Origin of the sequence: Streptomyces sp. B1I3 (genome assembly GCF_030816615.1) — a bacterium.
Lineage (GTDB): Bacteria > Actinomycetota > Actinomycetes > Streptomycetales > Streptomycetaceae > Streptomyces.
Map to the genome: position 1 here is coordinate 7,396,677 of NZ_JAUSYD010000001.1, position 21,613 is coordinate 7,418,289.

Annotated in this window: 26 protein-coding genes and 3 pseudogenes; 17 read left to right on the forward strand and 12 right to left on the reverse strand. The window is 68.2% G+C overall.

The annotated features are described in order from the left end of the window. The first annotated feature begins 237 nt into the window (after window positions 1–237). Window positions 238–1,002 (forward strand): NAD(P)-binding domain-containing protein, encoded by a 765-nt coding sequence (locus tag QFZ58_RS33655; RefSeq protein ID WP_307128633.1) that lies wholly within the window; start codon window positions 238–240, stop codon window positions 1,000–1,002. Window positions 1,003–1,871: 869 nt separating this feature from the next. Here the strand turns inward: QFZ58_RS33655 and QFZ58_RS33660 are convergent. Genes QFZ58_RS33660 through QFZ58_RS33670 form a run of 3 tightly spaced genes read right to left on the reverse strand, consistent with a single transcriptional unit; the run spans window position 1,872 to window position 4,132 of the window. Further along, complete coding sequence (locus tag QFZ58_RS33660) at window positions 1,872–2,579, reverse strand: B3/4 domain-containing protein (protein WP_307128634.1); 708 nt, start codon at window positions 2,577–2,579, stop codon at window positions 1,872–1,874. A 37-nt stretch (window positions 2,580–2,616) separates the two neighbouring features. Further along, complete coding sequence (locus QFZ58_RS33665; RefSeq protein ID WP_307128635.1) at window positions 2,617–3,264, reverse strand: FMN-binding negative transcriptional regulator; 648 nt, start codon at window positions 3,262–3,264, stop codon at window positions 2,617–2,619. 31 nt (window positions 3,265–3,295) lie between these two features. Continuing rightward, window positions 3,296–4,132, reverse strand: coding sequence for a DMT family transporter (locus QFZ58_RS33670; RefSeq protein ID WP_307128636.1), 837 nt, complete (start codon window positions 4,130–4,132; stop codon window positions 3,296–3,298). A gap of 119 nt (window positions 4,133–4,251) precedes the next feature. Here QFZ58_RS33670 and QFZ58_RS33675 point away from each other — a divergent pair, with 119 nt between their 5' ends. Next, window positions 4,252–4,827 (forward strand): XRE family transcriptional regulator, encoded by a 576-nt coding sequence (locus tag QFZ58_RS33675; RefSeq protein ID WP_307128637.1) that lies wholly within the window; start codon window positions 4,252–4,254, stop codon window positions 4,825–4,827. A gap of 201 nt (window positions 4,828–5,028) precedes the next feature. Then, on the forward strand, window positions 5,029–5,649 hold the full coding sequence (locus QFZ58_RS33680; protein ID WP_307128638.1) for a recombinase family protein: 621 nt from the start codon (window positions 5,029–5,031) through the stop codon (window positions 5,647–5,649). 654 nt (window positions 5,650–6,303) lie between these two features. On the opposite strand, the gene QFZ58_RS33685 is transcribed toward QFZ58_RS33680, so the two are convergent. Next, window positions 6,304–6,999 (reverse strand): YafY family protein, encoded by a 696-nt coding sequence (locus QFZ58_RS33685; RefSeq protein WP_307128639.1) that lies wholly within the window; start codon window positions 6,997–6,999, stop codon window positions 6,304–6,306. 49 nt (window positions 7,000–7,048) lie between these two features. Further along, complete coding sequence (locus tag QFZ58_RS33690; protein WP_307128640.1) at window positions 7,049–7,330, reverse strand: alpha/beta fold hydrolase; 282 nt, start codon at window positions 7,328–7,330, stop codon at window positions 7,049–7,051. A 79-nt stretch (window positions 7,331–7,409) separates the two neighbouring features. Between QFZ58_RS33690 and QFZ58_RS33695 the strand changes: the two are divergent. The 3 genes and pseudogenes from QFZ58_RS33695 to QFZ58_RS33705 form a co-directional block, all read left to right on the forward strand. Next, window positions 7,410–7,544 (forward strand): annotated as a pseudogene (locus tag QFZ58_RS33695) (winged helix-turn-helix transcriptional regulator); the annotation flags it as partial. Between the two features lie 137 nt (window positions 7,545–7,681). Further along, window positions 7,682–8,086, forward strand: a complete 405-nt coding sequence (locus QFZ58_RS33700; RefSeq protein ID WP_307129109.1) for a hypothetical protein — start codon at window positions 7,682–7,684, stop codon at window positions 8,084–8,086. 252 nt (window positions 8,087–8,338) lie between these two features. Beyond that, complete coding sequence (locus tag QFZ58_RS33705) at window positions 8,339–9,190, forward strand: winged helix DNA-binding domain-containing protein (protein WP_307128641.1); 852 nt, start codon at window positions 8,339–8,341, stop codon at window positions 9,188–9,190. A gap of 55 nt (window positions 9,191–9,245) precedes the next feature. Here QFZ58_RS33705 and QFZ58_RS34620 read toward each other — a convergent pair whose 3' ends face one another. After that, window positions 9,246–9,473 carry a Tn3 family transposase gene (locus QFZ58_RS34620; protein WP_373428639.1) on the reverse strand — a complete coding sequence of 76 codons (228 nt, stop codon included), beginning with the start codon at window positions 9,471–9,473 and terminating at the stop codon, window positions 9,246–9,248. On the opposite strand from QFZ58_RS34620, the pseudogene QFZ58_RS33710 reads away from it, so the two are divergent. Both QFZ58_RS33710 and QFZ58_RS33715 read left to right on the forward strand, forming a co-directional pair. Next, a pseudogene (locus QFZ58_RS33710) lies at window positions 9,468–9,653 on the forward strand (GNAT family N-acetyltransferase); the annotation flags it as partial. The gene QFZ58_RS34620 and the pseudogene QFZ58_RS33710 sit on opposite strands and share 6 nt — an antisense overlap. A gap of 237 nt (window positions 9,654–9,890) precedes the next feature. After that, complete coding sequence (locus QFZ58_RS33715; protein ID WP_307129110.1) at window positions 9,891–10,031, forward strand: hypothetical protein; 141 nt, start codon at window positions 9,891–9,893, stop codon at window positions 10,029–10,031. Window positions 10,032–10,133: 102 nt separating this feature from the next. Here the strand turns inward: QFZ58_RS33715 and QFZ58_RS33720 are convergent, their stop codons facing one another. Further along, window positions 10,134–10,382, reverse strand: a complete 249-nt coding sequence (locus QFZ58_RS33720) for a hypothetical protein (RefSeq protein ID WP_307128642.1) — start codon at window positions 10,380–10,382, stop codon at window positions 10,134–10,136. A gap of 138 nt (window positions 10,383–10,520) precedes the next feature. Here QFZ58_RS33720 and QFZ58_RS33725 point away from each other — a divergent pair, with 138 nt between their 5' ends. Genes QFZ58_RS33725 through QFZ58_RS33735 form a run of 3 tightly spaced genes read left to right on the forward strand, consistent with a single transcriptional unit; the run spans window position 10,521 to window position 12,388 of the window. Further along, a complete protein-coding gene (locus QFZ58_RS33725) occupies window positions 10,521–11,357 on the forward strand; it encodes an alpha/beta fold hydrolase (RefSeq protein WP_307128643.1) in 837 nt (278 codons plus the stop codon). After that, window positions 11,350–11,934, forward strand: coding sequence for a TetR/AcrR family transcriptional regulator (locus QFZ58_RS33730; protein ID WP_307128644.1), 585 nt, complete (start codon window positions 11,350–11,352; stop codon window positions 11,932–11,934). The genes QFZ58_RS33725 and QFZ58_RS33730 overlap by 8 nt, the downstream gene beginning before the upstream one ends. 1 nt (window position 11,935) lies before the next feature. After that, window positions 11,936–12,388: a hypothetical protein gene (locus tag QFZ58_RS33735; protein ID WP_373428640.1), complete on the forward strand. Its 453-nt coding sequence runs from the start codon at window positions 11,936–11,938 to the stop codon at window positions 12,386–12,388. A 194-nt stretch (window positions 12,389–12,582) separates the two neighbouring features. Here QFZ58_RS33735 and QFZ58_RS33740 read toward each other — a convergent pair whose 3' ends face one another. The 3 genes from QFZ58_RS33740 to QFZ58_RS33750 form a co-directional block, all read right to left on the reverse strand. Then, on the reverse strand, window positions 12,583–13,539 hold the full coding sequence (locus tag QFZ58_RS33740; protein ID WP_307128646.1) for a hypothetical protein: 957 nt from the start codon (window positions 13,537–13,539) through the stop codon (window positions 12,583–12,585). A 67-nt stretch (window positions 13,540–13,606) separates the two neighbouring features. After that, the gene (locus QFZ58_RS33745) at window positions 13,607–14,026 is read right to left on the reverse strand and encodes a hypothetical protein (protein ID WP_307128647.1); all 420 of its coding nucleotides are present in this window, start codon (window positions 14,024–14,026) and stop codon (window positions 13,607–13,609) included. Further along, a complete protein-coding gene (locus tag QFZ58_RS33750; RefSeq protein ID WP_307128648.1) occupies window positions 14,026–14,601 on the reverse strand; it encodes a hypothetical protein in 576 nt (191 codons plus the stop codon). Before QFZ58_RS33750 ends, QFZ58_RS33745 begins: the two co-directional genes overlap by 1 nt. 31 nt (window positions 14,602–14,632) lie before the next feature. Between QFZ58_RS33750 and QFZ58_RS33755 the strand changes: the two genes are divergently transcribed. Further along, the gene (locus tag QFZ58_RS33755) at window positions 14,633–14,992 is read left to right on the forward strand and encodes an IS5/IS1182 family transposase (protein WP_015607616.1); all 360 of its coding nucleotides are present in this window, start codon (window positions 14,633–14,635) and stop codon (window positions 14,990–14,992) included. Continuing rightward, window positions 14,878–15,430: pseudogene (locus QFZ58_RS34625) on the forward strand (IS5 family transposase). Before QFZ58_RS33755 ends, QFZ58_RS34625 begins: the two are co-directional and overlap by 115 nt. Window positions 15,431–16,916: 1,486 nt before the next feature. Here the strand turns inward: QFZ58_RS34625 and QFZ58_RS33770 are convergent. Then, window positions 16,917–17,408 carry a hypothetical protein gene (locus QFZ58_RS33770; protein ID WP_307128649.1) on the reverse strand — a complete coding sequence of 164 codons (492 nt, stop codon included), beginning with the start codon at window positions 17,406–17,408 and terminating at the stop codon, window positions 16,917–16,919. Between the two features lie 161 nt (window positions 17,409–17,569). Here QFZ58_RS33770 and QFZ58_RS33775 point away from each other — a divergent pair, with 161 nt between their 5' ends. From QFZ58_RS33775 to QFZ58_RS33790, 4 genes are all read left to right on the forward strand, one after another. Beyond that, window positions 17,570–18,175 (forward strand): DUF6461 domain-containing protein, encoded by a 606-nt coding sequence (locus QFZ58_RS33775; RefSeq protein WP_307128650.1) that lies wholly within the window; start codon window positions 17,570–17,572, stop codon window positions 18,173–18,175. A gap of 46 nt (window positions 18,176–18,221) precedes the next feature. Further along, window positions 18,222–18,629, forward strand: coding sequence for a DUF4265 domain-containing protein (locus tag QFZ58_RS33780; protein ID WP_307128651.1), 408 nt, complete (start codon window positions 18,222–18,224; stop codon window positions 18,627–18,629). A 190-nt stretch (window positions 18,630–18,819) separates the two neighbouring features. Then, on the forward strand, window positions 18,820–19,398 hold the full coding sequence (locus QFZ58_RS33785) for a DUF5958 family protein (RefSeq protein WP_307128652.1): 579 nt from the start codon (window positions 18,820–18,822) through the stop codon (window positions 19,396–19,398). A 1,129-nt stretch (window positions 19,399–20,527) separates the two neighbouring features. Continuing rightward, window positions 20,528–20,917 carry a hypothetical protein gene (locus QFZ58_RS33790; RefSeq protein ID WP_307128653.1) on the forward strand — a complete coding sequence of 130 codons (390 nt, stop codon included), beginning with the start codon at window positions 20,528–20,530 and terminating at the stop codon, window positions 20,915–20,917. A 114-nt stretch (window positions 20,918–21,031) separates the two neighbouring features. Here QFZ58_RS33790 and QFZ58_RS33795 read toward each other — a convergent pair whose 3' ends face one another. Then, entirely contained in the window at window positions 21,032–21,595 is a 564-nt protein-coding gene (locus tag QFZ58_RS33795; RefSeq protein WP_307128654.1) for a hypothetical protein, read from the reverse strand. Window positions 21,596–21,613: the final 18 nt, after the last annotated feature.

The window sequence follows — 21,613 nt, forward strand, 5'->3', positions numbered from 1 at the left end:
ACCGGGCTGCGCACCAAGGACACCTCCGGCGCGACCGGACTGCCGCCGACGCTGGGCTGGGCCGGAATGATTCCCTGCAGCAGGCGTCGTCGCGGTCGCACTGCTGTGGAGACGACCGCAGCTGACATGACGCCGGCTCCATACGACGTTGCGCATGGGGACCGACGGCAACCACCGCGACCGCACGGACCCGCACCAACACAGGTCACGACCACCGCAAACCACGGAGGAAGACACATGCAGCGCATCGGCATCATCGGAGTGGGCGAGATCGGCCGGGCCGTCGTCGAGGGCCTGCGCCACGAGGGTGGTGCCTCGCCGGAGGTCTTCCTCTCTCCGCGGGGAGCCCGCACCGGCGCCGTACTGTCCGAGCGCTTCGAAGGCGTCCAGGTGTGCGTAGACAACCAGGAGGTAGTGGACCGCTCTGAGCTGGTGATCATCGCCGTGCGCCGCCAGGACCACCACGAAGCCCTCGCCGGGCTGAAGGTGGATGACGACAAGACAGTGGTCAACCTGATAGCCGGCATCGCCACCGACGACCTGCGCCGGACCCTGGCCACCGACGCCCCGATCGTCCGGGCCATCCCGCTGCCCGCAGTGCGCGAGCGCCGCTCCGTCACCGTGACCTGCCCCGCGCACCCGGCGGTGGACTCCTTCTTCGAACAACTGGGCGGAGCGCTCCCCGTCGCGGACGAGGGTGCCTTCAACGTCTTTTCCGCACTGACCGGGACGCTCACTGCCCACTACAGCTACCTCGCCACGCTCACCTCGTGGGCTGCCGGCCACGGCATCTCCTCCGACGCCGCCGAGCGGTATGTGCGCGGCCTCTTCCAGAACGTCGGCCGTTCCCTGGACGACGAGACCCGCCCTCTGCGCCAACTCACCGCCGACCACGAGACGCCCAAAGGGAACAACGAGCACATCCGCACCACCTGGTTCGATGCGGCCAACGCAGCAGCCCTCCAAAGGGCCCTGGATGGCCTCCTCACCGATCTGAAGTAGGAGCGTCCGCCGGGACATGCCTCCGAGGCCGGGAGCGGCGACTCCACTGCGCGTCTCTCGCAAACGGTCCTTTACCCGAGCAAGATCAATAGAGCCGTATGGAGAGCGCTGAGAGCCGGACGGGCTCGGAGAAGCCGTTCTCACTCAAGAGGGGTGGAAGGGCGGTTCTGCGACTTGCGTTGAGCGAAAAATCGGGGCTCATGACGGCCCCTCAAGAGCCTTCCCCGTCCGCCGCATCGGAAGCCGATCGCGTCGAACACCATCCGTGCCCGAAGTGCAAGGCGGTCCCCGGCTCGCCGTGCCGCTCACGCTCCGGCGTGGTCGCCAGCGCGTACCGCACCGGCCGCTTCACCAAGGTGCCAAGGTGCCAAAGCTCGCGAAGGAACTGCGGGTGCAGACGCCCGCCGACTGCGGCCCCGGCCAGCCGTGGCAGCCTGGCGGTCCCCGCCGCGATCGACCCCAGCCTGCCGAGCGCGGACATCCGCGTCCGCTACGCGCGCTGCTCGATGCTGGGGCAGGAACTCGGCTCACAGCTGGACGCGCTTGCCAAGCACTGCATCCCCCGGGAGAAGATCTTCAGCGAGAAGATCAGCACTCGGGTCAAGGTCCGCCCCCAGTTCTAGGAGGCGCTGAAGACCGCCCGGGAGATCAAGGCGCACGTCAGAGCGCGATTTCCGTGCTGTGGAACGGTTACTACAGCGCGATGGTCTCGTCGATCCGCGCGTACAGGGACAGGCGGGCCTGCTCGTAGCGGCGGTTGGACGCCAGCGGCAGCCGGGCGAGCCCTGGGGCGACCATGCGCAGGAAGGCGCCGACTGGTCGGTTCGTGTGCCACCGCCGTGTTCAGGCCGGGTACGCAGGAGCGTGGTTCAGGTGCTGACCTGCGGGTGTGCGGGGCTGAGGTAGTGGACGGTGCTTCCAGCGGCATGCTCGGTGAGCAGGTCCTGCAGTTCGCCGGTGGCGGTCTTGAGGAGGTGTCCGTCGCGGGCGTTATGAAGGGTTTCCAGGACGAAGGCGACGTGGGTGGAGTCTTCGGTGACGCGGGTGCGGTGGGCGTCGCGGTGGTTCCAGTGGCGGGTGAGCACGTCGGTGGTGTCGGCGTAGATGATCTCGCCGGGCTTGGGGTTCTCGACGGTGTGGGGCTCGCCGAGTGGGGTGAAGGTCTCGGTGCCGTCGGCGTAGCGGATCTCGACGTCGCCGGTGACGTGGTCGAGATCGAAGGCGCCGGCGGGCAGGCCGTGGCGGACGGAGACGGCGTTGTAGGAGTCGACGGCCGGGTTGATCCGCGGCAGGGCGCCCTTCTTGGCCATGCGGCGGCCCAGCGCGTCGACGCTGGGGCGGATGCGGCGGGGGTTGGTACCGAAGGAGCGGTAGGCGGTGTGCCACGCCTCGATACGCGGATCGGCCTCGTCAGCGGGGGCCCAGGTGCCGTCCGCGAACTGCCGCTCCAGATCTTCCAGGGCAGTCGCGGTGGCCGGCCAGGGTTCGTGGCCACGCAGACCGGTGGCGGTGACGACGGCGATGAGAGTGTCGGCGAAGGCGTCGGCGACGGCGGGGCTGATGCGGAAGGTGGTCACAGGGGGGTCCGTTCCGGGAGTGCGGGGCGGGGCGGAGTCAGGCTTTCCAGGGGCCGATGCGGTCCAGGCGGCGTGTCTGCTGGTGGGCGGTGGGCACGTCCAGACCCTGGCCGCGCTCGGTGAGCCGCCGGGCGGTGTCGACGCGCTGCTCGACGGGTTTGTGATCGTCGTACTTGAACTTCGCACGGACCTCGGTGACGTCCAGGCGCAGGCCGCGGATGCCGGGCAGCATTCGCCCGTAAGGCTGCTGGGCGGGGTCGATGGGGGCGTGGTCGCCGTCGGGCTGGAAGTGCGCCATCTGCTGGCGCAGCAGTTCGGCCTTGGCCGCCGGGTCGTCGACGATGGTGGCCTGGCAGGTGAACTGGACGGCGGCGTAGTAGCTGGTGGGGACGCCGTCGGTGGGCGGGATGTCCGGCTTGGCGCGCCAAGGGCCGGGGATGAAGGCGTAGTCGCCGGTGACGGTGAAGGTGACGTTCGGGTCGGCCTCGATCATCTCCCAGATGGGGTTGGGGCGGGCGAGGTGGACCAGCAGGGTTTGGCCGCCGACGGTGAAGTGGGTGGGCACGACGATCGGCGCCTGGCCGGGCAGGCCGTTGACGCTGAGGAGGCCGAAGTCGTGGCCGTCGGCGATCCAGTTCTGCCATTCGGTGTCGTCCAGGGCGGCGTCCCAGGGCTGGATGAACATACGCGGGGGTCCTTCCGGAGGGGAGCGGGGGTCAGGTGAGGGCGAGGAGGCTGACGGCGACGGCGGCGGTGCCCAGGCCGATGAGCTGGGTGCGATAAATCCGTTCGGCGAGCACGGTGCGGGCGAGCAGGACGGTGCCGGCCGGGTACAGGGCGGTGATCACGGCGACGACGGCCAGGTCGCCGCTGCGGGCCGCGAGCAGGAACAGCAGGTTGGCCACCGAGTCCAGCACGCCTGCCGCCGCCGACATCGTGTAGGCGGGCTTCTCCGAGCCCAGCCTCCGGAACATCAGCCCGGCCGCGGCCAGCGTGACCACGGAAGACACAGCCCGGCCGACAATCAACGGGCCCACCCCGCTGTCGGAGGGGGCCTGGTGCAGGAAGATCAGCTGCAGGGCGATGGCGGCCCCGGCGCCGAAGGCCATCAGCAGCGCGGCGCGCGTCGGGCGCGCACTACCGGCACCGTGTCCGGCGCTGACCAGCACCACCGCTGCCAGCGCCAGGGGCAGGCCGATCAGCCCGGCCAGGCCCAGGTGCTCGCCCTGCAGCAGTCCGACACCGACCGGCAGCATCGCCGAGATGAGCGCGGTTACGGGCGAGAGCACGTTCATCGGGCCGATCGCGAGCGTGCGGTAGAGCAGGGCGAAGGCAGCGGCCGACGCGACACCTGAGGCGGCGCCCCACGCGAGGGTGGCCGGGGCGAAGGAGGCGCCGAGGAAGGGCCACAGCAGCAGCTCCACGGTGAGCGAGGCCGGAGCGGCAATCATCACGGTGCGCAGGACGTGGGCCTTGCGGGCACCGAGGCCGCCAAGGAAGTCGGCACATCCGTAGGCCAGGGAACTGCCCAGGGCCAACAGCAGAGCGATCACGGGTACATCCCTTACTATCAATGGAACGACTACACCGTACAACGCACCGACCGAAGGTCGTCAACCGAACGACCGCGTGGTGCAGTGCAGTGATCCACCTGCCTGGAGGGATGACAGCGATGGCCGAGACCGAAGCGGCACTGCGGACGCTCGCGCACAACGTCCGCGCGGCCCGTACCCGCGCCGGACTGTCCCTGGACGAACTCGGCCGCCGCGCCAAGGTCAGCAAGGGCGCCCTGGTCGCCCTGGAAAAGGCCCAGGGCAATCCCAACTTCGCCACCCTGGTCCGCCTCGCCGACACCCTCGGCGCCTCCGTTTCCGCCCTGATGGAGGGACGGTCCGAGGAACGCGTCCGGGTGGTCAGCGCCGCCACCGTCATGCCCCTGTGGAAGGGCGAGCGCGGCGGCGAAGCTCGCCTCATGCTGACCACCAGCGGCCCGGCAGCCACCGAAGTCTGGCGCTGGACGCTGGAACCCGGCGAGGAATACCCCAGCCACCCCCACCAGGCCGGCGTCGTGGAGACCGTCAACGTCACCGCCGGGCAGATGGTGCTCGTCGTCAACGGCACCGACCACCCCGTCGAGGCGGGGCAGACCGCCACTTTCGACGCTGACGCCCCCCACACCTACCGCGGCTCAGGCACCGAGACCTGCCACCTGATCATGACCGTCCACCTGCCCCCCAGTCCCGCGTAGCCCTGGGTGGGCCAGGTGTCCACACCGGACAATCCCTGTCTGTCGTCAAACGAATCGTTTGCCGAGAGACGGCCGACGCGTCCAATGAACCGTGCAATCAGAGGGTTCGGGGCGGCGCGAATCCAATCAGATCCGATGGTGATCGCTGTCAGGGTTCGACGACAGATAGGGTCCGGTCCTCCGTACGGAAGGGGCCCTTCGGTGGCGAACCTGGTCTACAAGCGGGTCTCGACCGACCGGCAGTCGACGGCCCGGCAGAAGCTCGTCCTGGACGAGGCCGGGGTCGAGGACCCGGTCGTCTTCAAGGAGGACCCGGGCACCTCCAGTCGCCTCCATCCCCTCCAGCGGCCGAAGTTCCGCGAACTGCTCACCTACGCGCGGCCGGGCGACACCGTGCACATCTACGAGATGTTCCGCCTCGTCCGCGGCACCGGGCACATCCTCGACGTGCTCGACGTCCTCCACCGCGACCGTCTCGCCCTGCGCATCCACGACGGCGCGTTCTCCGCGATGGACCTCACCGCCCGCCACCTGCGCACCGGAGAGCTCCTGTCCACCGTCAAGTTCGTGGTGCAGACCCTCACGGCCGCCGGCGAACTCCAGCGCCGCCTCCAGCGGGAGCTGACCTACGACGGACTGCGGGCCGCCGAGACCAAAGGCAGCAAGGGCGGACGCCGCCCCGCCGTGGCGGCCGCGAAGACCGCCGACGTACGCACCGCGTACCTGGAAGGCCGCTCGATCGCCGCTCTCGCCCGCGACCACGGCGTTAGCCGCGGCGCGATGTACGGCCGTCGCCGACCTCCCCGTGCGGCGGACTCGTAGAGCATCTTCCACTGCGTCTTCTCCCGCAGGGCCACGTCAAGCCGCCATAGGGCAGCGATCTGGTTCTCCGCGAGAGCCTTGGTGCGGTCCGGCGGTGCCGGCCGCCGCTCGATGCCGATCGTGGGATCGCCTTCGATCCAGCCCTGGCGCTGCCACCAGCCGATCGCTTTGCGGGCGATGGACAGTTCACGGTTGACGGTGTCGGCGTCCATCTCGTCTGCCCGCGCGGCGGCCAGCTCGGCCAGGACTTCCGGCAGTGCCGGGTCGTCGATCGCGGTGACGGGGAAGACGAGCGGCTTCGCGCCCCGGCGGGCGGGTCCGGTCGGCGCCGGTTCGCCGGCGAGCATCCACCCCCACGTCGTCAGCGAGATCCGGTAGATCCGTGCGGAGAACTTCGCGATGCCCGCGCCGGTGAGGTAGCGCTCGACCGCCGCGGTGTACGACGCGGGCGGGGCGGACAGAGGTACGACCCGAGCGCTCGGCAACCGAAGCGCGCCCCCGCTCCCGAGCTCGGTCACCGTTTCGATCGTCACGCCGTCCCACCACCCTTCCGGTACTGCCGCAGTAAATGCTTACACCTCGCCCCGGTGGCCGGGTAGGCCCGCCGCAGGTCGCGATGATCACGGTAGGGGTCCGCCGCAGTAAATCCGGCATTTACTGCGGTAGTTCTTTCGCTCTCCGCTGGGCGGCTGCGGTGAGCTGGGCGGCCAGATTCTTGAGCGCCTGCCGTAGTTCGTCGGGATGGTGGATGGTGAAGGGCCACTTCAGGGAGGCGAGCATGTGGGCCATGCCGTCCAGCCGTTCTGCCCGTGCGTGCATCAGGACGCCGGTGGGCTGGGCGGTGAGGGTCACCGCTGAGCGGGGCAGCCGGCGGGTGATCTCATGGAGGGGGCCATGGACCGTCACCTCGACCTGCCAGCGGTAGGGCCCCTGAGCGAGGGTCGAGGTCAGGTGGGCGACGCGGTCGAAGCCGTCGGATGCGGTGAAGCTGTCGGCTCGGGAGGTGACGGAGGTGATGCGGTCGATGCGGAAGGTTCGCAGGCTGTCGCGGAGGTGGTCGTGGCCGACGACGTACCAGCTGCCGGTGTGGACGACCACGCCGTATGGGTCGATGTCGCGTTCGGTGTGTTCCTGGCGCCAGGACTGGTGGCTGATACCGACGGTCGTGTGGGCGCGGGAGGCCTGGCCCAGTGCCAGCAGAACGCCGGTTCCGGGTGCCTGACCGATCACGGCGTTGGCGGTGAAGGACAGGGTTTCCCGCATGGCGGCGAGCGGTTCGCGCAGGGCGTGCGGAAGCACCCGCTCGATCTTGGCCAAGGCACCGGCACTGGCTGGCGCGGCAGTGCCCATGCCCAGACGTTCTGCCGCGAGCAGGCCAAGAACGACGGCGAGGGCCTCGTCATTGGTGACTGAGACGTCCGGCTGCCCCGGTCACCGGAGCAGCCGCGTAGCTGTGGGCGACCAGCGTGACGTCGCGCAGATCGTTCCGCTCGACGAAGCCATTGATGTCCGCGATGTGCGTGTCCAGATCTGTCTCGGGTCCGCCCTGGTTTGCGTGCTTGGCCAGGCCCGCCAGTGTCAGCTGCAGCGCCGTGTGACCACGCTCCCGCAGAGCGCGAGCGGTGTCTTCCCAGGCCCACGACCCGAGCCAAGCGCCGGGAACGAGTACGAAGGTGGCCATGTGATCTCCCAGAAGTAGGTGCTGCGGGGAGCGTAAAGTCGATACAGGACAGAATCCGCCCTGAAATGCCGAGTGATCCATGTCGCATCCCCTCACCCGCGTGCTGACCCTGCTCGAACTCCTCCAGTCCAACGCCCGGCTCACCGGGGTGGAGCTGGCCGACCGGCTGGACACCGACGTGCGCACGGTGCGCCGGTACACCGCGCACCTGCGGGAACTGGGCATCCCCGTGGAGGCCGAACGTGGCCGCTACGGCGGCTACCGACTGGCCCGCGGCTCGTATGCCCCGTCTGGTCCTCACCTGGAGCGCGTGGCCTATGTGGACAGTGCCTCATTTGCCGCGGGCAGTGCATGCTCGACCTCATGCCACCGCAGGCAGCGGACCAGCTGCGCCAGCAGGTCGACGCGTCTGGCGACGGGTGGCGGCTGCCGATGCCGCCGTTTGAGGTCCTGGGCTTGTCCAGCAGCCTCGACGGGCTCGATGAGCACCAGCTGGACGCTCTGCGCACGGGTGCCACTCCTCAGCCGTTCGGTACCTTCACCCAGCGTCTCGCCGGCCCGGCCGAGCCCGGTCCCGGCATGGACCATGTCCTGGTGGCGTGCCATGACTTCACGGGGCTGCTGGATGCCGGGGTGCCGATGCTGGCCTACCTGAACCAGCCGCCGTGGCGGCGCTTCGACCTGCCCACCGGGCACTGGCCGATGCTTTCCGCGCCCGCCGAACTCGCCGACATCCTCGACAAGGCCGTCTCCTGACCGCGCTGACTGAGAGGCACAGCCCGATGCTTGACCACGAGAGCGTCCGCCGGCTGCGGGCCTATGCGCAGGCCCTGGCCGGCGGAGCACGGGAGGACTCTGCCGAGGCGGTCGTCCGACGGGTATTCGCTATCCAGGCCCAAGACGCCACGGCCGCCGACCTGGGCGTCCGGGTACGCGGCCGGGACATCACCGCCCAGGCCATCCGCACGGCATACGAGAAAAGAGCGGAGCATCGTCCGCGGCTGGTACATGCGCGGCACCCTGCACACGATTCCCAGCGACGACGCCCGCTGGGTGTTGCGGTTGCTGTCCCCGCGGATTCTTGCCGCAACCAGCCGCCGCTACCAGCAGCTGGGCCTGGACGATGATCTGCGCCAGCGCGCCGACTATCTCATCCGGCGCGTTCTCACCGCGCACGGCCCGCTTACCCGGGCCGAGTTGACCGAGCACCTCACCACCCTCGGTATCTCGCCGGACGGGCAGGCGCCTTTCCACCTGATCCGCCACGCGGCACTCACTGGCGTCCTCTGTCACGGTCCGCAGCGCGCCGGTGAGGCCGCGTATGTACTGCTCGACGACTGGCTGCCCACCACCGGGGGCGCCCGGCGGGAGGAAGGCGCTGCTCTCGCCGAGCTGGCCCGTCGCTACCTGGCCGCGCACGCCCCCGCCACCTGGGAGGACTTCGCCGCCTGGTCCGGGCTGCCGGTCACCTGGGCCCGCAGGGCCTGGAAACTGCTGGCGGAATCCTGCGTGATCACCGAGTACGGCGGCTTGACCATGCTCGCCGGACGGGTGGAGGAACTCCCGGGCGCGTTTGACACTCCAGACGTTCGCATGCTGCCCGCCTACGACAACTACCTGATCGGCTACCGCACTCGCGAGATGTCCGTCCCCGCTCTCCACCAGGCCCGCGTCTGGCCAGGAGGCGGCCTCATCCGGCCGACCGTCATCGCCGACGGCCTGGCCATCGCCACCTGGAGCCGTGGCTCCGGCGCGCGCTCCATCAAGGTGGATGCGTTCGAACCTGTCCCCCCTCAGATCCAGCGGGAAGTCGACATGGAGAAAGACGCCGTCGTCCGCTTCCTGCGGCCCACCACATAGCCGACCCGCATCCCGATCCAAAAAATAGGGCGGCCGCGTAGGCGAGAACGTTGGGTCAAGCGGCCTGACCGAGGCCGGCGGCGATCAGGCTCTGCTCACGGAGCGGGGTGAAGTCGACGTCAAGCTTCGGGTCGTACGCTTCCGGCTGGATACCGAGTTCGTGCGTGCTGTATTCGCCGAACCGGTTGACGTGCTCGGTCAGGTACGGCGAGATGTGGGCCAGGTCCTCGGGGTCGATCTCCCATCCTTTTTCCAGCAGCTGGCGGATGATCTCGGCGAGCACCTTTACCCCACTGCCGTGGGGAAGGTCGATCTCGGCTACCTGTTCCTGCCGCGGGCGTGGGGATTCGGGTACGCCGCCGAGGCGTGCGCGGCGGCACTGGACTGGCTCGAAGACGTCCTTCCGGGTGAGCCGGTGGTGCTCGCCACCCAGACCGCCAACGTCCGTTCGATGCGCCTCGCGTGTATGTCCGTCCACGGAGATGGTGAACTCGGAGCTGCTGCCGGTGCCGCTGTCGTCGGAAATGCCGATGCCGGCCACCAGATTCCTGTACGCACGGTCCAGCTGCCACGTCGCGACCGTCTCGCAGAGGGCAGAGGAATCGCGCAGGGCGACGGGATACTCGCGCAGGTTCACCTTCTGGGCGCCTGCCTGGTAGCCGTCGCCCTCGAACGCCGGCAGGTCGTTGACGAGGGGGACGTGCCCGAGGCCGGCGACGACTCGTCTACAGAGGGCGCCGAGGTGTCCCCGGTCGGCTCCTGGTCCGTACCCGGTTCCGCGCTGGACGGCGCCAACGCCGACGGGTTCCAGCGAACCATCGAGGTGGGGGAGAGCGCCTAGACGGCGATCGCCGACATCAGGGGAGCCCTCCGCGTCAGCCTGACTATCGAGGGTTGCGGCGCCATGGCCGCCTGGCTCGACCCCGTCATCACCAAAGGCCCTTTACGCGGTGATCGGGCAGGCATACGTACACGGCGTCTCCAGTCGCCGGGCTGCGGGCCGTAGGCGTAGAGGCTGGGGGAATCCCGGTAAGTCCTCCACGTCGGAGCCGGTGTAGGCGGGCGCGTCGGCAAGCATTCCGGCGATCTCGGGGTTGAGCTCGTTGCGGCGTCGGTGCAGCTCCTTGATTTTCTCGTGCAGTTCGGGATCGTCGTCATCGCGGACGTCGAAGCTGTCCAGGCGCTCCTCCACCTCGAACGGAGCTGGACCTTTCCTCTCGCTCGCTCTCACCCGGTACCCGGCCAGGGTTGACACTGTCGGCTATTGGTATTAGCTTTTAGCTAGTCACATTAGCTCATAGCTATTGCACTTAACGAGCAGGGAGATGTCATGGCTGAGCTTGTCTCCGTCCCGGGCGGCACCATCGCCTACGAGGCCGCTGGGGAAGGCCCGCTGGTCGTCCTGGCCCACGGCATGGGGGACAGTCGCGCGGCGTACAGGTTCGTCCTGCCGCGTCTGGTGGCGGCGGGGTATCGAGTGGCCGCGGTCGACCTGCGGGGCTGTGGTGAATCGAGCGCGCAATGGCCTTCCTACTCGCGCACTGACATCGCGGGCGATGTGCTCGCGGTGATCCGTCACATCGACAGCGGTCCGGCCGTCCTGGTGGGCCACTCGATCTCCGGCGGCGCTGCCACCATCGCGGCCGCCCAGGATCCCGATCTGGTCAGGGGCATCATCGAGCTGGGCCCCTTCACTCGCGCGCAGTCGATCAAGCTCGGTGACTTCCGCTCGAAGAGCTACCGCAAGGGTGCCTTCCGGCTGCTCGGCGCCAGCCTGTTCGGAAGGGTGGGGCTGTGGTCTCGCTATCTCGACCACGCCTACCCGGGCCGCAAGCCGGCCGACTGGACCGACCGGCTGGCCCGCATCGAGGCGATGCTGGGCGAACCTGGCCGGATGCGGGCGCTGCAGAAGATGGGGCAGTCGGCGCCGACTGACGCTGGCGCGCAGTTGGGCAACGTACGGTGCCCCGCCCTGATCGTGCAGGGCTCGCTGGACCCCGACTGGGTCGATCCGCGCGCCGAGGGCGAGGCGATCGTGGCTGCGATGCCGGCCGGTGTCGGAGAGCTCGCGGTGGTCGAGGGAGCTGGCCACTACCCGCACGACCAGTACCCCGAGGAGACGGTGTCCCTGATGCTGGCCTTCCTGGAAGCACACGCCCGTGCCTAGGGCGGGCCTCGATACGAGCGCCGTCGTCGCGGCGGGAGCAGCCCTCGCCGACGAGGTCGGTCTGTCGGGTCTGACCATGGGGCTGGTGGCCGACAGGCTCGGCGTACGGCCGCCGTCGCTGTACAAGCACGTCGGCTCCCTGCACGAGCTGCGGCACGGCATCTCCATCCTGGCCAAGCGTGAGTTCGCCCATCAGCTGGCCCGGGAGTCCGTCGGCCGTTCCGGCCCGGACGCGGTCCGGGCGTTCGCCGACAGCTACCGCCACTGGGCCCTGGAGCATCCCGGCCGCTACGCCGCCACCGTCCCCGCTCCGGCGGCCGGTGACGAGGAGGACCGCCGCGTCAGCGAAGAGGCGTTGCAGGTTCTGCTCGACGTCCTCGCCGGTTTCGGCCTGCCCGACGCGCGCGTGGTCGACTCCGCACGCGCCATACGATCAGCACTCCACGGGTTCGTCACCCTTGAGGCCGCCGCCGGCTTCCAGATGCCCCGCGATGTCACGCGGAGTTTCCACTTTCTCATCGACACCCTGATCGCCGGCTTCCAGGCCGACCCTCCTGACCGCGCCTCCGAAGGATGACATGGCCGCCACCGATCCCTCCCCATCCCCTCCACAGGCATCAAGCACCGTGAGGACCAGGACGCAACGGCCGGGGCACGACTATGTCCGAGGCGGCGTGCGCGTGGCCGCTGAGGTAATTGCCTGGGTGTGCACCCCCTGGGCCCTGTGGCCGCACTCCGTCCCGCTGGCGATCGGCGCCGTCCTGCTGCTGATCGGGCTGCCTGCCGTCTTCAGCACCCCGGGTGACCGGCCCGGCGCAGACGCGCCCGTTGCGGTGCCGGGCATCGTCACCATCTTGCTGGTCGTGCTCCATCTGGTGGCGGCGGCAGCGTCTGCGTGGGCGCTGTGGGGGACGTGGATCGCCGCAACGGTGACCGTCCTGTGCCTGGTCGTGCCGTTCACCGAGCTACCGTGCTGGCGAGCTCTGCTGAGCGCGACCCGCGATCAAACTGAGCGCCCAGCGCGCCGGTGACCGCGCAGACCTGGGCTCTGTTCTGCGCTACGGGCGTGACCTGTGCCCTGCTTTGCACTGTGGGGACGATTTGGGCCCCAGCCGGGCCATCGTCCCCCAGCAAGTCTGGCACCGCTGGTAGGGCGCCACGCTTTCCGCGGGGCCGGGCCGCAGGGGTAGGGGGACCTGAGTAGAGCCCGTGTGGAGGCCGCTGATCACCTTCCTCTGGCGATGTCCTCGTCTGGTTCCCCGTCCGCGTTGACCTTGGGGTCAGGGTCCTCAGGCAGGAACTCGGGATCCGGTTCCCAGTTCGCGTAGAAGTCTTCCGGGGGGTCGTCGAGGACGACCTCGTTACTGAGGTCACCCACTTCCCAGGACTCGTCGTTCTTCACCTCGAGGTCGCATGCGGAGCAGGCGAAGATGCAGGGCGTGAAGACCACGACGGGCTCGTTCGTCTCGTCGATGTGGGTGTCGCCTCTGAGCCAGTCGTTCGAGCCGCAGGCAGGACAGGGCCTGTACTCGCTGTGGTCCATGTAGATGTTCGCGTGCTGCGTGACAGTGGCGAGCACGACCTCGCGCTCCTTCGGCGCCAGGTGACCGTAGCGCTGCTGGAAGACCCCGCGCGCCTTGGCAAGCTTGCTCTCCAGCTGGATGCGGGCAGCCCGGACGCGCTCCTCGATCAACCGGTTGTGCAGGGAAAGGTAGCTGCCCCAGTAGACGTCGGGAGCGATGTTCAGCTCTGTGAGCAGCGGGTCGATCAGTCGGAGGCATGTGGTGAAGACCGTCTGCACCTCGGCGACGTCATGGACACCGCTGTGAGCGACGCCGTTGCGCGTTCGCGACCGGCTCGAGCGCCTGCTTGTTGATCGGTATCTTCTTGCGAAGGATCTGGTGCACCCGGGCATGGCATCCACCAGCCCGATGGTCTTTGCCTGGCTCGCGGGGACGGAGGCATGTGCGCCGTGGCCTGTGGCGTGAAGGAGCGAGTCGAAGTGCCGGGCCTCCGCTATCAGGGCCGGGTGCAGCGTCGCGAGGTAGGTCTTGAGGAGGTGCTCGGCGGCGACCCCTGCGTGGTGAACCGCAAAGTCGTATGACTCCGGGCCCTGCGAGAACGCCACGAGCGCTGCAGTCATCCACTTCTGTGACGAGGCCTTGAGCTGGTCGGCATGCATGGGGTGGACCATAAGCCCGTCCGGCCCCCGGTCGGACGTGGTTTTCGTTGACTGTCGGGTGCCGGGTTCACGACGTCTCCTCCGGCCTGCGTATCGGGAGCACACGCGCCCCGGCATCGCGGCCGCTCAGGGCGGCATTCTCCAGCGCGAGGAGGTTGATCGCGGCGGCGTAGACCCGAAGTTGTTCTTCCAAGTCGGCGCAGTTCTGACGGAGTTCGGCGTACTTCTTCTTGAGTTTCGCGTGCTCGCTGAGCTCGTGGGCGAACGCCTCGGGTGTGCTGTTTCGGGCTTGCAGTCGGGCTTGGAAGAGCTCTTTGAGGTCGATGTGCTGGTGGGTGAGGTGCCAGAGCTTGACATCGGCTTCAACTGCGAGTTGGGCGACGCTGAGACGTCCGGTGGAGCGCAGGGGGGTGCCAGCGAGGAGGCGGTCCATGGCCGCGGAGATCGCGGAGTGGACGGGATCTCCAACGTCAGGACGGGTTGCCATCACGGGTTCTTCCCTTCCGTCTCGTGGCTGTCGAGGATTTTCTGCAGGCGCTCCAGTTCGTGGAGTTCGCGCTCGTTCCTGATGGGCGGAGCAAGCGGGTCGTCCACGATGGCGGCGAGTTCCCGGTGGCGCTGGCGGATGTGCTGGATGTCGCGGTCGGTGCGGGCGATGTTGCGGCACTGGGGCCGGCAGTCGTCGGTGTCCGGGGTGACGAGCGGGTCGTCGACGGTCCCGCGTAGCCGGCAAAGTGCCTGGGCGGGGTTGAGGACGCAGGTCATCCCGGAACCATGGTGGATCTGCAGGAGTGGGTTGCCCAGCAGGTCGCGGGCCTGGCAGTCGCTGGTGAGGACGTGCCCGGAGAGCTGGCGGGTGGCGGAGGTGACGCGGTGGCGGTAGGCGTCGGCGGCGGGGCCGCTGACGTGCTCGCCGTCCTCAATGGCTTGGGCGTCCTCGGCGAGGATCTCCAGACGGTAGAGCCAGTCCTCGAAGGCGTATTCGTCGGGGAATCCGGATTCGTAGGAACCGGCGTACCCCTGGAGCATTCGAGTGTGGAGATGGCCGTACTGAGAAGCCATCTCATTTGGACGACTCGGTATTCTGTGAGTCATGGTGGGGATCGTTGAGCGGCTGGTGCCGGATGAGTTGTGGGAGTTGTTCCAGCGGGTGGTGCCTGAGGCGCCGTCGCGGCCTCAGGGCGGTGGTCGGCGTCGGCACGGCGACCGGGAAGTGCTGGCGGCGATCGTCTTCGTGGCCACGTCGGGTTGTACCTGGCAGCAGCTGCCTTCAGCGTCGTTCGGCCCGTCCGGAGCGACCGCCCACCGGCGGTTCTCGGAGTGGTCGAAGGCCAGGGTGTGGGCCAAGCTCCACCGTCTGGTCCTCGACGAGCTCGGTGCCCGCGGAGAGTTGGACTGGTCGCGTTGCGCGATCGACTCGGTGAACATGCGGGCCCTGAAAAGGGGGACCTGACAGGTCCGAATCCTGTCGACCGGGGCAAGTACGGCTCGAAGATCCACCTGATCACGGAACGGTCGGGTCTGCCCATATCCGTCGGCATTTCAGGGGCGAACCTGCACGGCAGCCAGGCCCTGATCCCGCTCGTGAAGGGCATCCCGCCCATCCGCTCGCGCCGCGGCCGGCGACGGCGCAAGCCCGGCAAACTCCACGCCGACAAGGGCTACGACTACCCCCACCTGCGGCGATGGTTACGCGAACGCGGCATCGCCCACCGCATCGCCCGCAAGGGCGCAACGGCTGGGCCGCCACCGCTGGACCGTGGAACGCACCATGGCCTGGCTCGCCGGCTGCCGCCGCCTTTCCCGACGCTACGAACGCAAGGCCGACCACTTCCTCGCCTTCACCAGCATCGCCTGCACCCTCATCTGCTACCGAAGGCTCACCCAATGAGAAGACTCCTCATGGCCGACTATGGGGGTGACCTGGGCGCTCAGGACCCGGGCGGAGTTCGTCCGGACGTCCCTCGTGCACTCCGATCCCCGCTATAGCCCCGCAGTTCTGGCGGATGCGGCAAGGGCGTGGCGATCTTCCTGTCAGTGGGGACCGCGCCGGGGTGGACGCAGCAAGGCCCAGATGGCGAGTGTTTGGGCAGAGTATTTGAATCGTTCGGCGAGTCTCTGAGCAGTGGAGCGGCGCAGGGTACACAGCCATACGTAGCTACTCAGGGAGACGCAGAGACATCCCGAGGTCCGCCACCACAAGGCCCGCTCTTGACCCGCGCACAGATATAGCGTCCATACGGCAGCCGTGGCTAGTCCCAGCGCGACCAAGCCAGCCCTTACTACCTGGCCTCGGACTGCCCAGCGGGAGGCAAGAAGGCCCGCAGGAATCTGGATAGCGACGTGGATCATCAGGATCCAGATCCCCAGCCCGAACACTTGGCCGTAGGTTGCCGTGGTCACGGCTGGAACCCAGCACAAGCTGATGAGCAGCAGAACACCACTCACGTGCATGGCGGCAACGTTCAACGGAACGTGCCACGCGTTAATCCAGTGGCGCTCGCTGCCCCTTGCCTGCACGACGCCCCCCCCGGAGCTTGATCTCCGCTGGCGAGCAGTGTACGTGCAGGGGCGGCGTGCAATGCGTTCCAGCCGCTCAACGCTCCCCACCACGAACAACAGCCTGCCAACTTGCCAAATGAGATGACTTCTAAGAGACCCCAAGGGCACTGAGGACATCAGCGAAGAGCCAATGGCGAACGACGGAAAGGAGGAAGCCGGCGGGGAGTGAAGACGAAGTGAGACGGAAGGGGAGAGGAGCAGGACGGGAGGAGCGAGGGAGAGAGGAGCAGCGAACGGGGAGAGCACGAGCACCGACAACAGCAAGCGAGACGAAGAGCCCGAAAAGCGCAAGAGCCGAAGGGACAGAGGAACAGCCGAAGCAGACAACGACAGATGAGGCACAGACAGGACCACGAAGCACGGAGATAGGCAGGGAGAACGGAAGCGGGAAGGCCAAGGGATCGTGAGCACGAGCAAGGCAGAGCCGAGAGGGGAACGAGAGGGCCGGGGAGCGGGCCGCCCTACGCGCTGGGCTGCCAGGCCTCCGACCGGACGCGCCCGCCCAAGCGCACCGAGCTGCTGTCGCTGACCTAGCTGCGCAAGCGGTGGCGCACCCCAGCGATCCGGGCCTTCGGCGCTGACGTCGTCGACCGGCTGGCACAGCGGGCGAGGGCGGCGGCCGCGGCGGTGCGGGCGCGGGTGCGGCCGGTGGTCGACATCGTCCTGGCGGCCGTCGCCGTGGTGTATGTGGTGCGCGGTGCGTTCAAGAGACACCATCTGCTCGCCGAAGCCCGCCGCTACCTCTCCTACGTCCTGCGCGGCCGGCCCCACCAGGCGGGCCTGGACGAACAGATTGTGCAGAGGGTCATCGACCACTACACGCGGCCCGTCGGGCGAGGCCGGATGATGACCGCCGACCTGTCCGCCCGCGCGACACCGACGACCAGCACCGGGCGCGAGCCGTCCGGTGCGGGATGCGCCTCAAGGGCCTGGCCCACCCCGACGGCCTCCAGCTCGCGCAGGACGTCGGAGACGTCCTCACGGTCCTCCTGGGTGAGGATGTGCGCGACGAAGCCGATGACTGCGCGGGCGATGCCTTCTGTGGTGCCCGGCCCGGCCACCACCGACCAGTTGCGCAGGGTGGCCACGAGGACCCGCCCGACGGCCTCCAGGGCGACGGAGTCGTCGCATGGGTCCGGGTCGAGACCGCACAGGGCGGTGACGGGGACGATGATCCGCTCGGTGACGTCGACGAGCAGCGCGGGCATTTGCGGATCGGCGTCGGCGAACCCGGCAGCCGCTTCGGTGTCGCCGGCCTGAACGGCCCGGAGGTAGCCGAAGGCCTTGATTGCCGCACCCGGCGTCAAAGGGACGAGCGGTACGCCGGGAACCTGGGGCTGTTCACGAGTACCCCTGACCAGGCATTCCAGAGGCGTACGAAGATCGCTTCCCGGATCGGCGGAGAGCGTTTCCCACCCGCCTGCGGCCGGGTCCTCCGCTGTCAGACGCAGGGGCAAGGATGGGTGGCATGACGAAGACCGGAGCGGACTACGCGTGGTTCGAGAACGACTTTCCAGACATCGCCGAGGCGTACTGCTTCACCCTCGTGCGGGGCCTGTCCCCTGCTGAGCTGATATCCCGGCTGGAAGGACGACCGGAGGCTCCCTTGCAGGGCATAGCCGAAGTCGTCGACGCCGCCTTCGCCCAGTACGACCTTGAGGATGGCGCCCGCCAGCTGATCGGCATGACGACTGTCGGCGCCTGGACGCTGCTGATCGAGCCAAACGGCTACCTCGGGGTCACCGAAGAACGAGTCCTGCCGGCCTCCGCCGGGGCGAGCTGGGTCTCCCACTTCGTCAATGTCAACGCCGTCGGCACGTTCCTCTGGGCCGAGGACCAGGTCCTGCGGCTGTGCTTCGACCCCATGTTCCCGGAGGACCGCTGGGGCACCGCACCCGACGTACTCCTCGACGTCATGGAGCGGATCGGCTTCCATCTCGAGGAGGAGGCTCCGGAAACAGATCTCTCCTCACCGGCAGCGTTCGCTCTGGCAGAGCAGCTGACCGGCGTCGCCATCACTCCGGCCCTGCTCCAGGACACGACGTTCAGCTGCGCCACCGTCCAGATCCGGTGAGATCTCCCACGCCCAGGCCCGTGAAGGCGGCGCGGATGATGGCGCGGTGACGAACATCAGTGACAACCACGTGAAGGTCCACTTCCGGATGGACATAGACGAGGATGGCTGGCCGCCAGAGAGCGTCGAGAGCCTGTGGGCGGTGGACCTCGGCGACGGAACGGTGCAGTTGGACAACACACCCTGGTTCGTACGCGGAGTCGCCAGCGGGGACATCATCAAGGTGGAGCTCGATGGCGACGGTGTTTTCTGGGCCGGGGAGACGGTCCGGCCGTCTCAGAACTGCACCATCCGGCTGATCGTGCTAAAGGACGACGGCTCAGCCGCTGCCCGGCAGAGCGTGCTAGAGATTTTCCACAGCCTCGGCACGACCGGCGAGGGGATCGAGCGGTACCGAATGGTGGCCTTGGATGTCCCGCCGGAGGCGGATCTCCCCAGATCCGCAAGCTCTTGAAACACGGTGAAACCAAGGGATGGTGGCACTGGGAGGAAGGGTGTGTGACCGCTGCCTGGGAGGCCACAGCTCTAGCTTGAGGGCGGCCACGGAGTGGCCTGACGCCTCATATGGAGTGGGCCGGGTGAGGTGGCAGTGCTGTTCGATTGCGGCTCGAGGAATAGCTGTCCCTTCGGCGGGAGTACCAGGCGTGAACGAGTGGGCTATCAGGCTTAACGAGCTCGCACAGGAGCTGCGACCGATACCAGACGGCATCGAGTGGTTCGAGGGTCTCTCGCCGGAGGAGCAGTTCGACGTGTTGCGGCTCTTGTGCCAGTACTGCGTACAGGCCCGTGCCAACACCGAGGACGGACCGGAGAGCATCAGCCGTGCCTGGCTTCGCCCCACCCATACGCCCGCGGTCCTGATCGCACGCGGCCGGATCAACGAACAGCTGGGAAAGATCGCCGGTCTCGCTCCCCTCAACGAACGGCGGAAGGCATTCCGACTGCTGGTCTCGGTACTCGCGATAGCCGACGGCCGACGCCGCGAGCGCTTCTGCTCCAACGGATGCGGCCACGAGGGGCAGAGGCTGTCGGCCACTGGCCCGGAAGGACCCGGCGTGTCGTGGGCCCCGGGGTCACCTCCGTCAGTAAAGAGGGCCGAGCACGCGGTCGCGGAACTGCTGGAAGGCGTGCCAGACCGACGTCTTTCGTGGAGTGACGAGATCTCCTTCTGTGCAGTCGAGGACCTTGCAGCGCAGGGCTTCGGCAAGGCGGAAGTGCTGTGAGCACGACGTCGCCGGAGCCACGGATGTGGAGCATGATCGAGCCCACGGGGTCCTCGGAGCCGATGTTGAGTTCCATGGACCAGGCGGAGCCGCGGAGTTCTCCCCAGGTGGGGCCCGAGAGATCGACGTCAGGGGCGGTCTGAGTGACGGCCGCTAGGGCCAATACCGGTGATGACTACCGGCGCGCTTCTCTTTCCAGGGTGCGACTCCACGCCGGTCACAGCCTGCCCAGCGCGCAATGCTCAACCACGGCAAGGGCATGCATATGGGTGGCAAGCTGCCCCTCTCGCACGTAAGGAGCGGCGCAATGGCTGAGAACTCCGGCGCAGGCCGACGGTCTGAACAGGTCGGTCGACGGGCCCCCTGCACCACTGCGCCGACCTGCCGCCTGGGTACGGAGGGGTTCGCCGACGGTGCCCTTGAGAGTCTCTTGGGAGGTCTACCGCCCCCGCGCACCAAGCCGCTTGACGACAACAACGGCGAGAGCTGCGATGGCAACCATCGTGACAGCTATGCCGATCATGGCTCCCGTGCCCATCATTGAAAGCATCCAGTCCCCCTGCTCAAGTAGCCGCAGCTAGCGACCCACGGTCCCGCGTAGGTATCAACATGACAGCCAGCCTCCGCGCGTGGAAGTCATAGCCGGAAGTCTTGAGCACCATCTGAGCTTGGCATACAGGTACCGGACCGCGCCCATGCTGCTCTACCAACGAGCAGCTCGCGGCGCGCCCGATCCCGCGTATTGCCCACGCACGTGTCATAGCTGTGGCGGGCGGACACGGCGGGTGGTTCAAGCGGCCACATCAGTGGCGCTCTCGGTAGGCCAGGAGAATCCGGACCTGCGTCGTTGGTGGTGGTGCTGACGTCATCTGGGGCATGGGGTGGGTTGTGACGTCGATCGAGAGGACCGCGTATCCGCGGTTCAAGCGGCTGATCACCGCGCACGAGCTGCATCCCAGCGGGAGCGTCACACGACCCATCGGACACGGCCTGGCCCCACCGCCCGGTGTGCCGGCGGCTCCACCTGGACAGTGGTCGTAGCCGGCCCGGCTCCCGCCTCGGATACCGTGTTCCTCTTCGGGGTGCCATAACGGATGTGACGCCCCCCCCCGCCTGAGGTAGTGAGCGTATGAGTTCAAAGCGCAGCAAAAATCCAGCCCTGCCCGTACTTGACGACGCATTCCGACTCGCGTCGGTCAAGGACGCCGAAGAGTCCACCCGTGACTTGGCCGCGCGGCTGGCCACCACCGAGCTGCGCCGCGTTTCCCACCCGGGCCGGGTCACCTGGGAGCCCACCGATCAGGCCGAGCCCGTACCGGTCCCGCCGACTGTGGTCGACGGTGACGGGGACCTGTGGCTGCGGGACCGGGGCACTGGCACCTGGACCATGCCCGAGTTCAACCCGAAGGAGTTCCCGGCCCGCTGTGGCGAGGTTCTGACGTGGAACCAGCTTGCCTGCGAGTTCGGCCCGCTGACCGGACTGGCCGACGACCGCCGCATCGGCGGTAGCCGGCGCTGACCGCGCAGCCTTCTGGGATGACCGCGCCCCTGAAGCGCCCGTTACGGGTAGCTGGGAGCTCCAGCTCACCGCCGAGCTCGCCGATGATGGCGAGCAGGTGAGCGTGGTGGTCGGTCACGATGTCTCCATGTTGCAGCCGGATACGTCGTCGCTGTCCGTGGGGTCGGGGTGGAAGAAGCGGGTGTAGCGGAGTCCGGTCTCCGGAGTGATGTTGGACACCGCGCATAGGTGCTGCGGGTCAGCGCCGGTGGCGGCGGCCTCTTCTAGGATTCGGTCCTCGGGAAGTTGCTGGGCGGTGACCGGGAGGCCGCGCAGCAGAGGCTGCATCCAGCCGGTTGTGACCGGGCCCCGGGTGTGCGCGGTCTGCGAGCTGATGAACATGTGAGGGTTGCGGGTATGTGGCCAGCGCTGGTGCCGGAGGTGGATGTAGTCGACGGTGGCCTGCTGGGTGAAGGCGTCGAGGGGGTGATTGATGTCGCCGAGCGTGAGCCGGCCGCGGGTGAAGTCGATGGCAGTCAGGGGCAGCGCTCGGGCCTTGTGCGGGTAGAGCGCATGGATGCCGACGAGGGCGATCAGCAGCTTCAGGGCGGGGTTGGTCTCGGTGGCTGCGGTCAGACGCTGGATCGTTTCGGAGCTCAGCGGCATGGGCGCCGAGTTGGGCCGGGGTCCCAGGCTCATAGGCCCTCAGCGGGACAT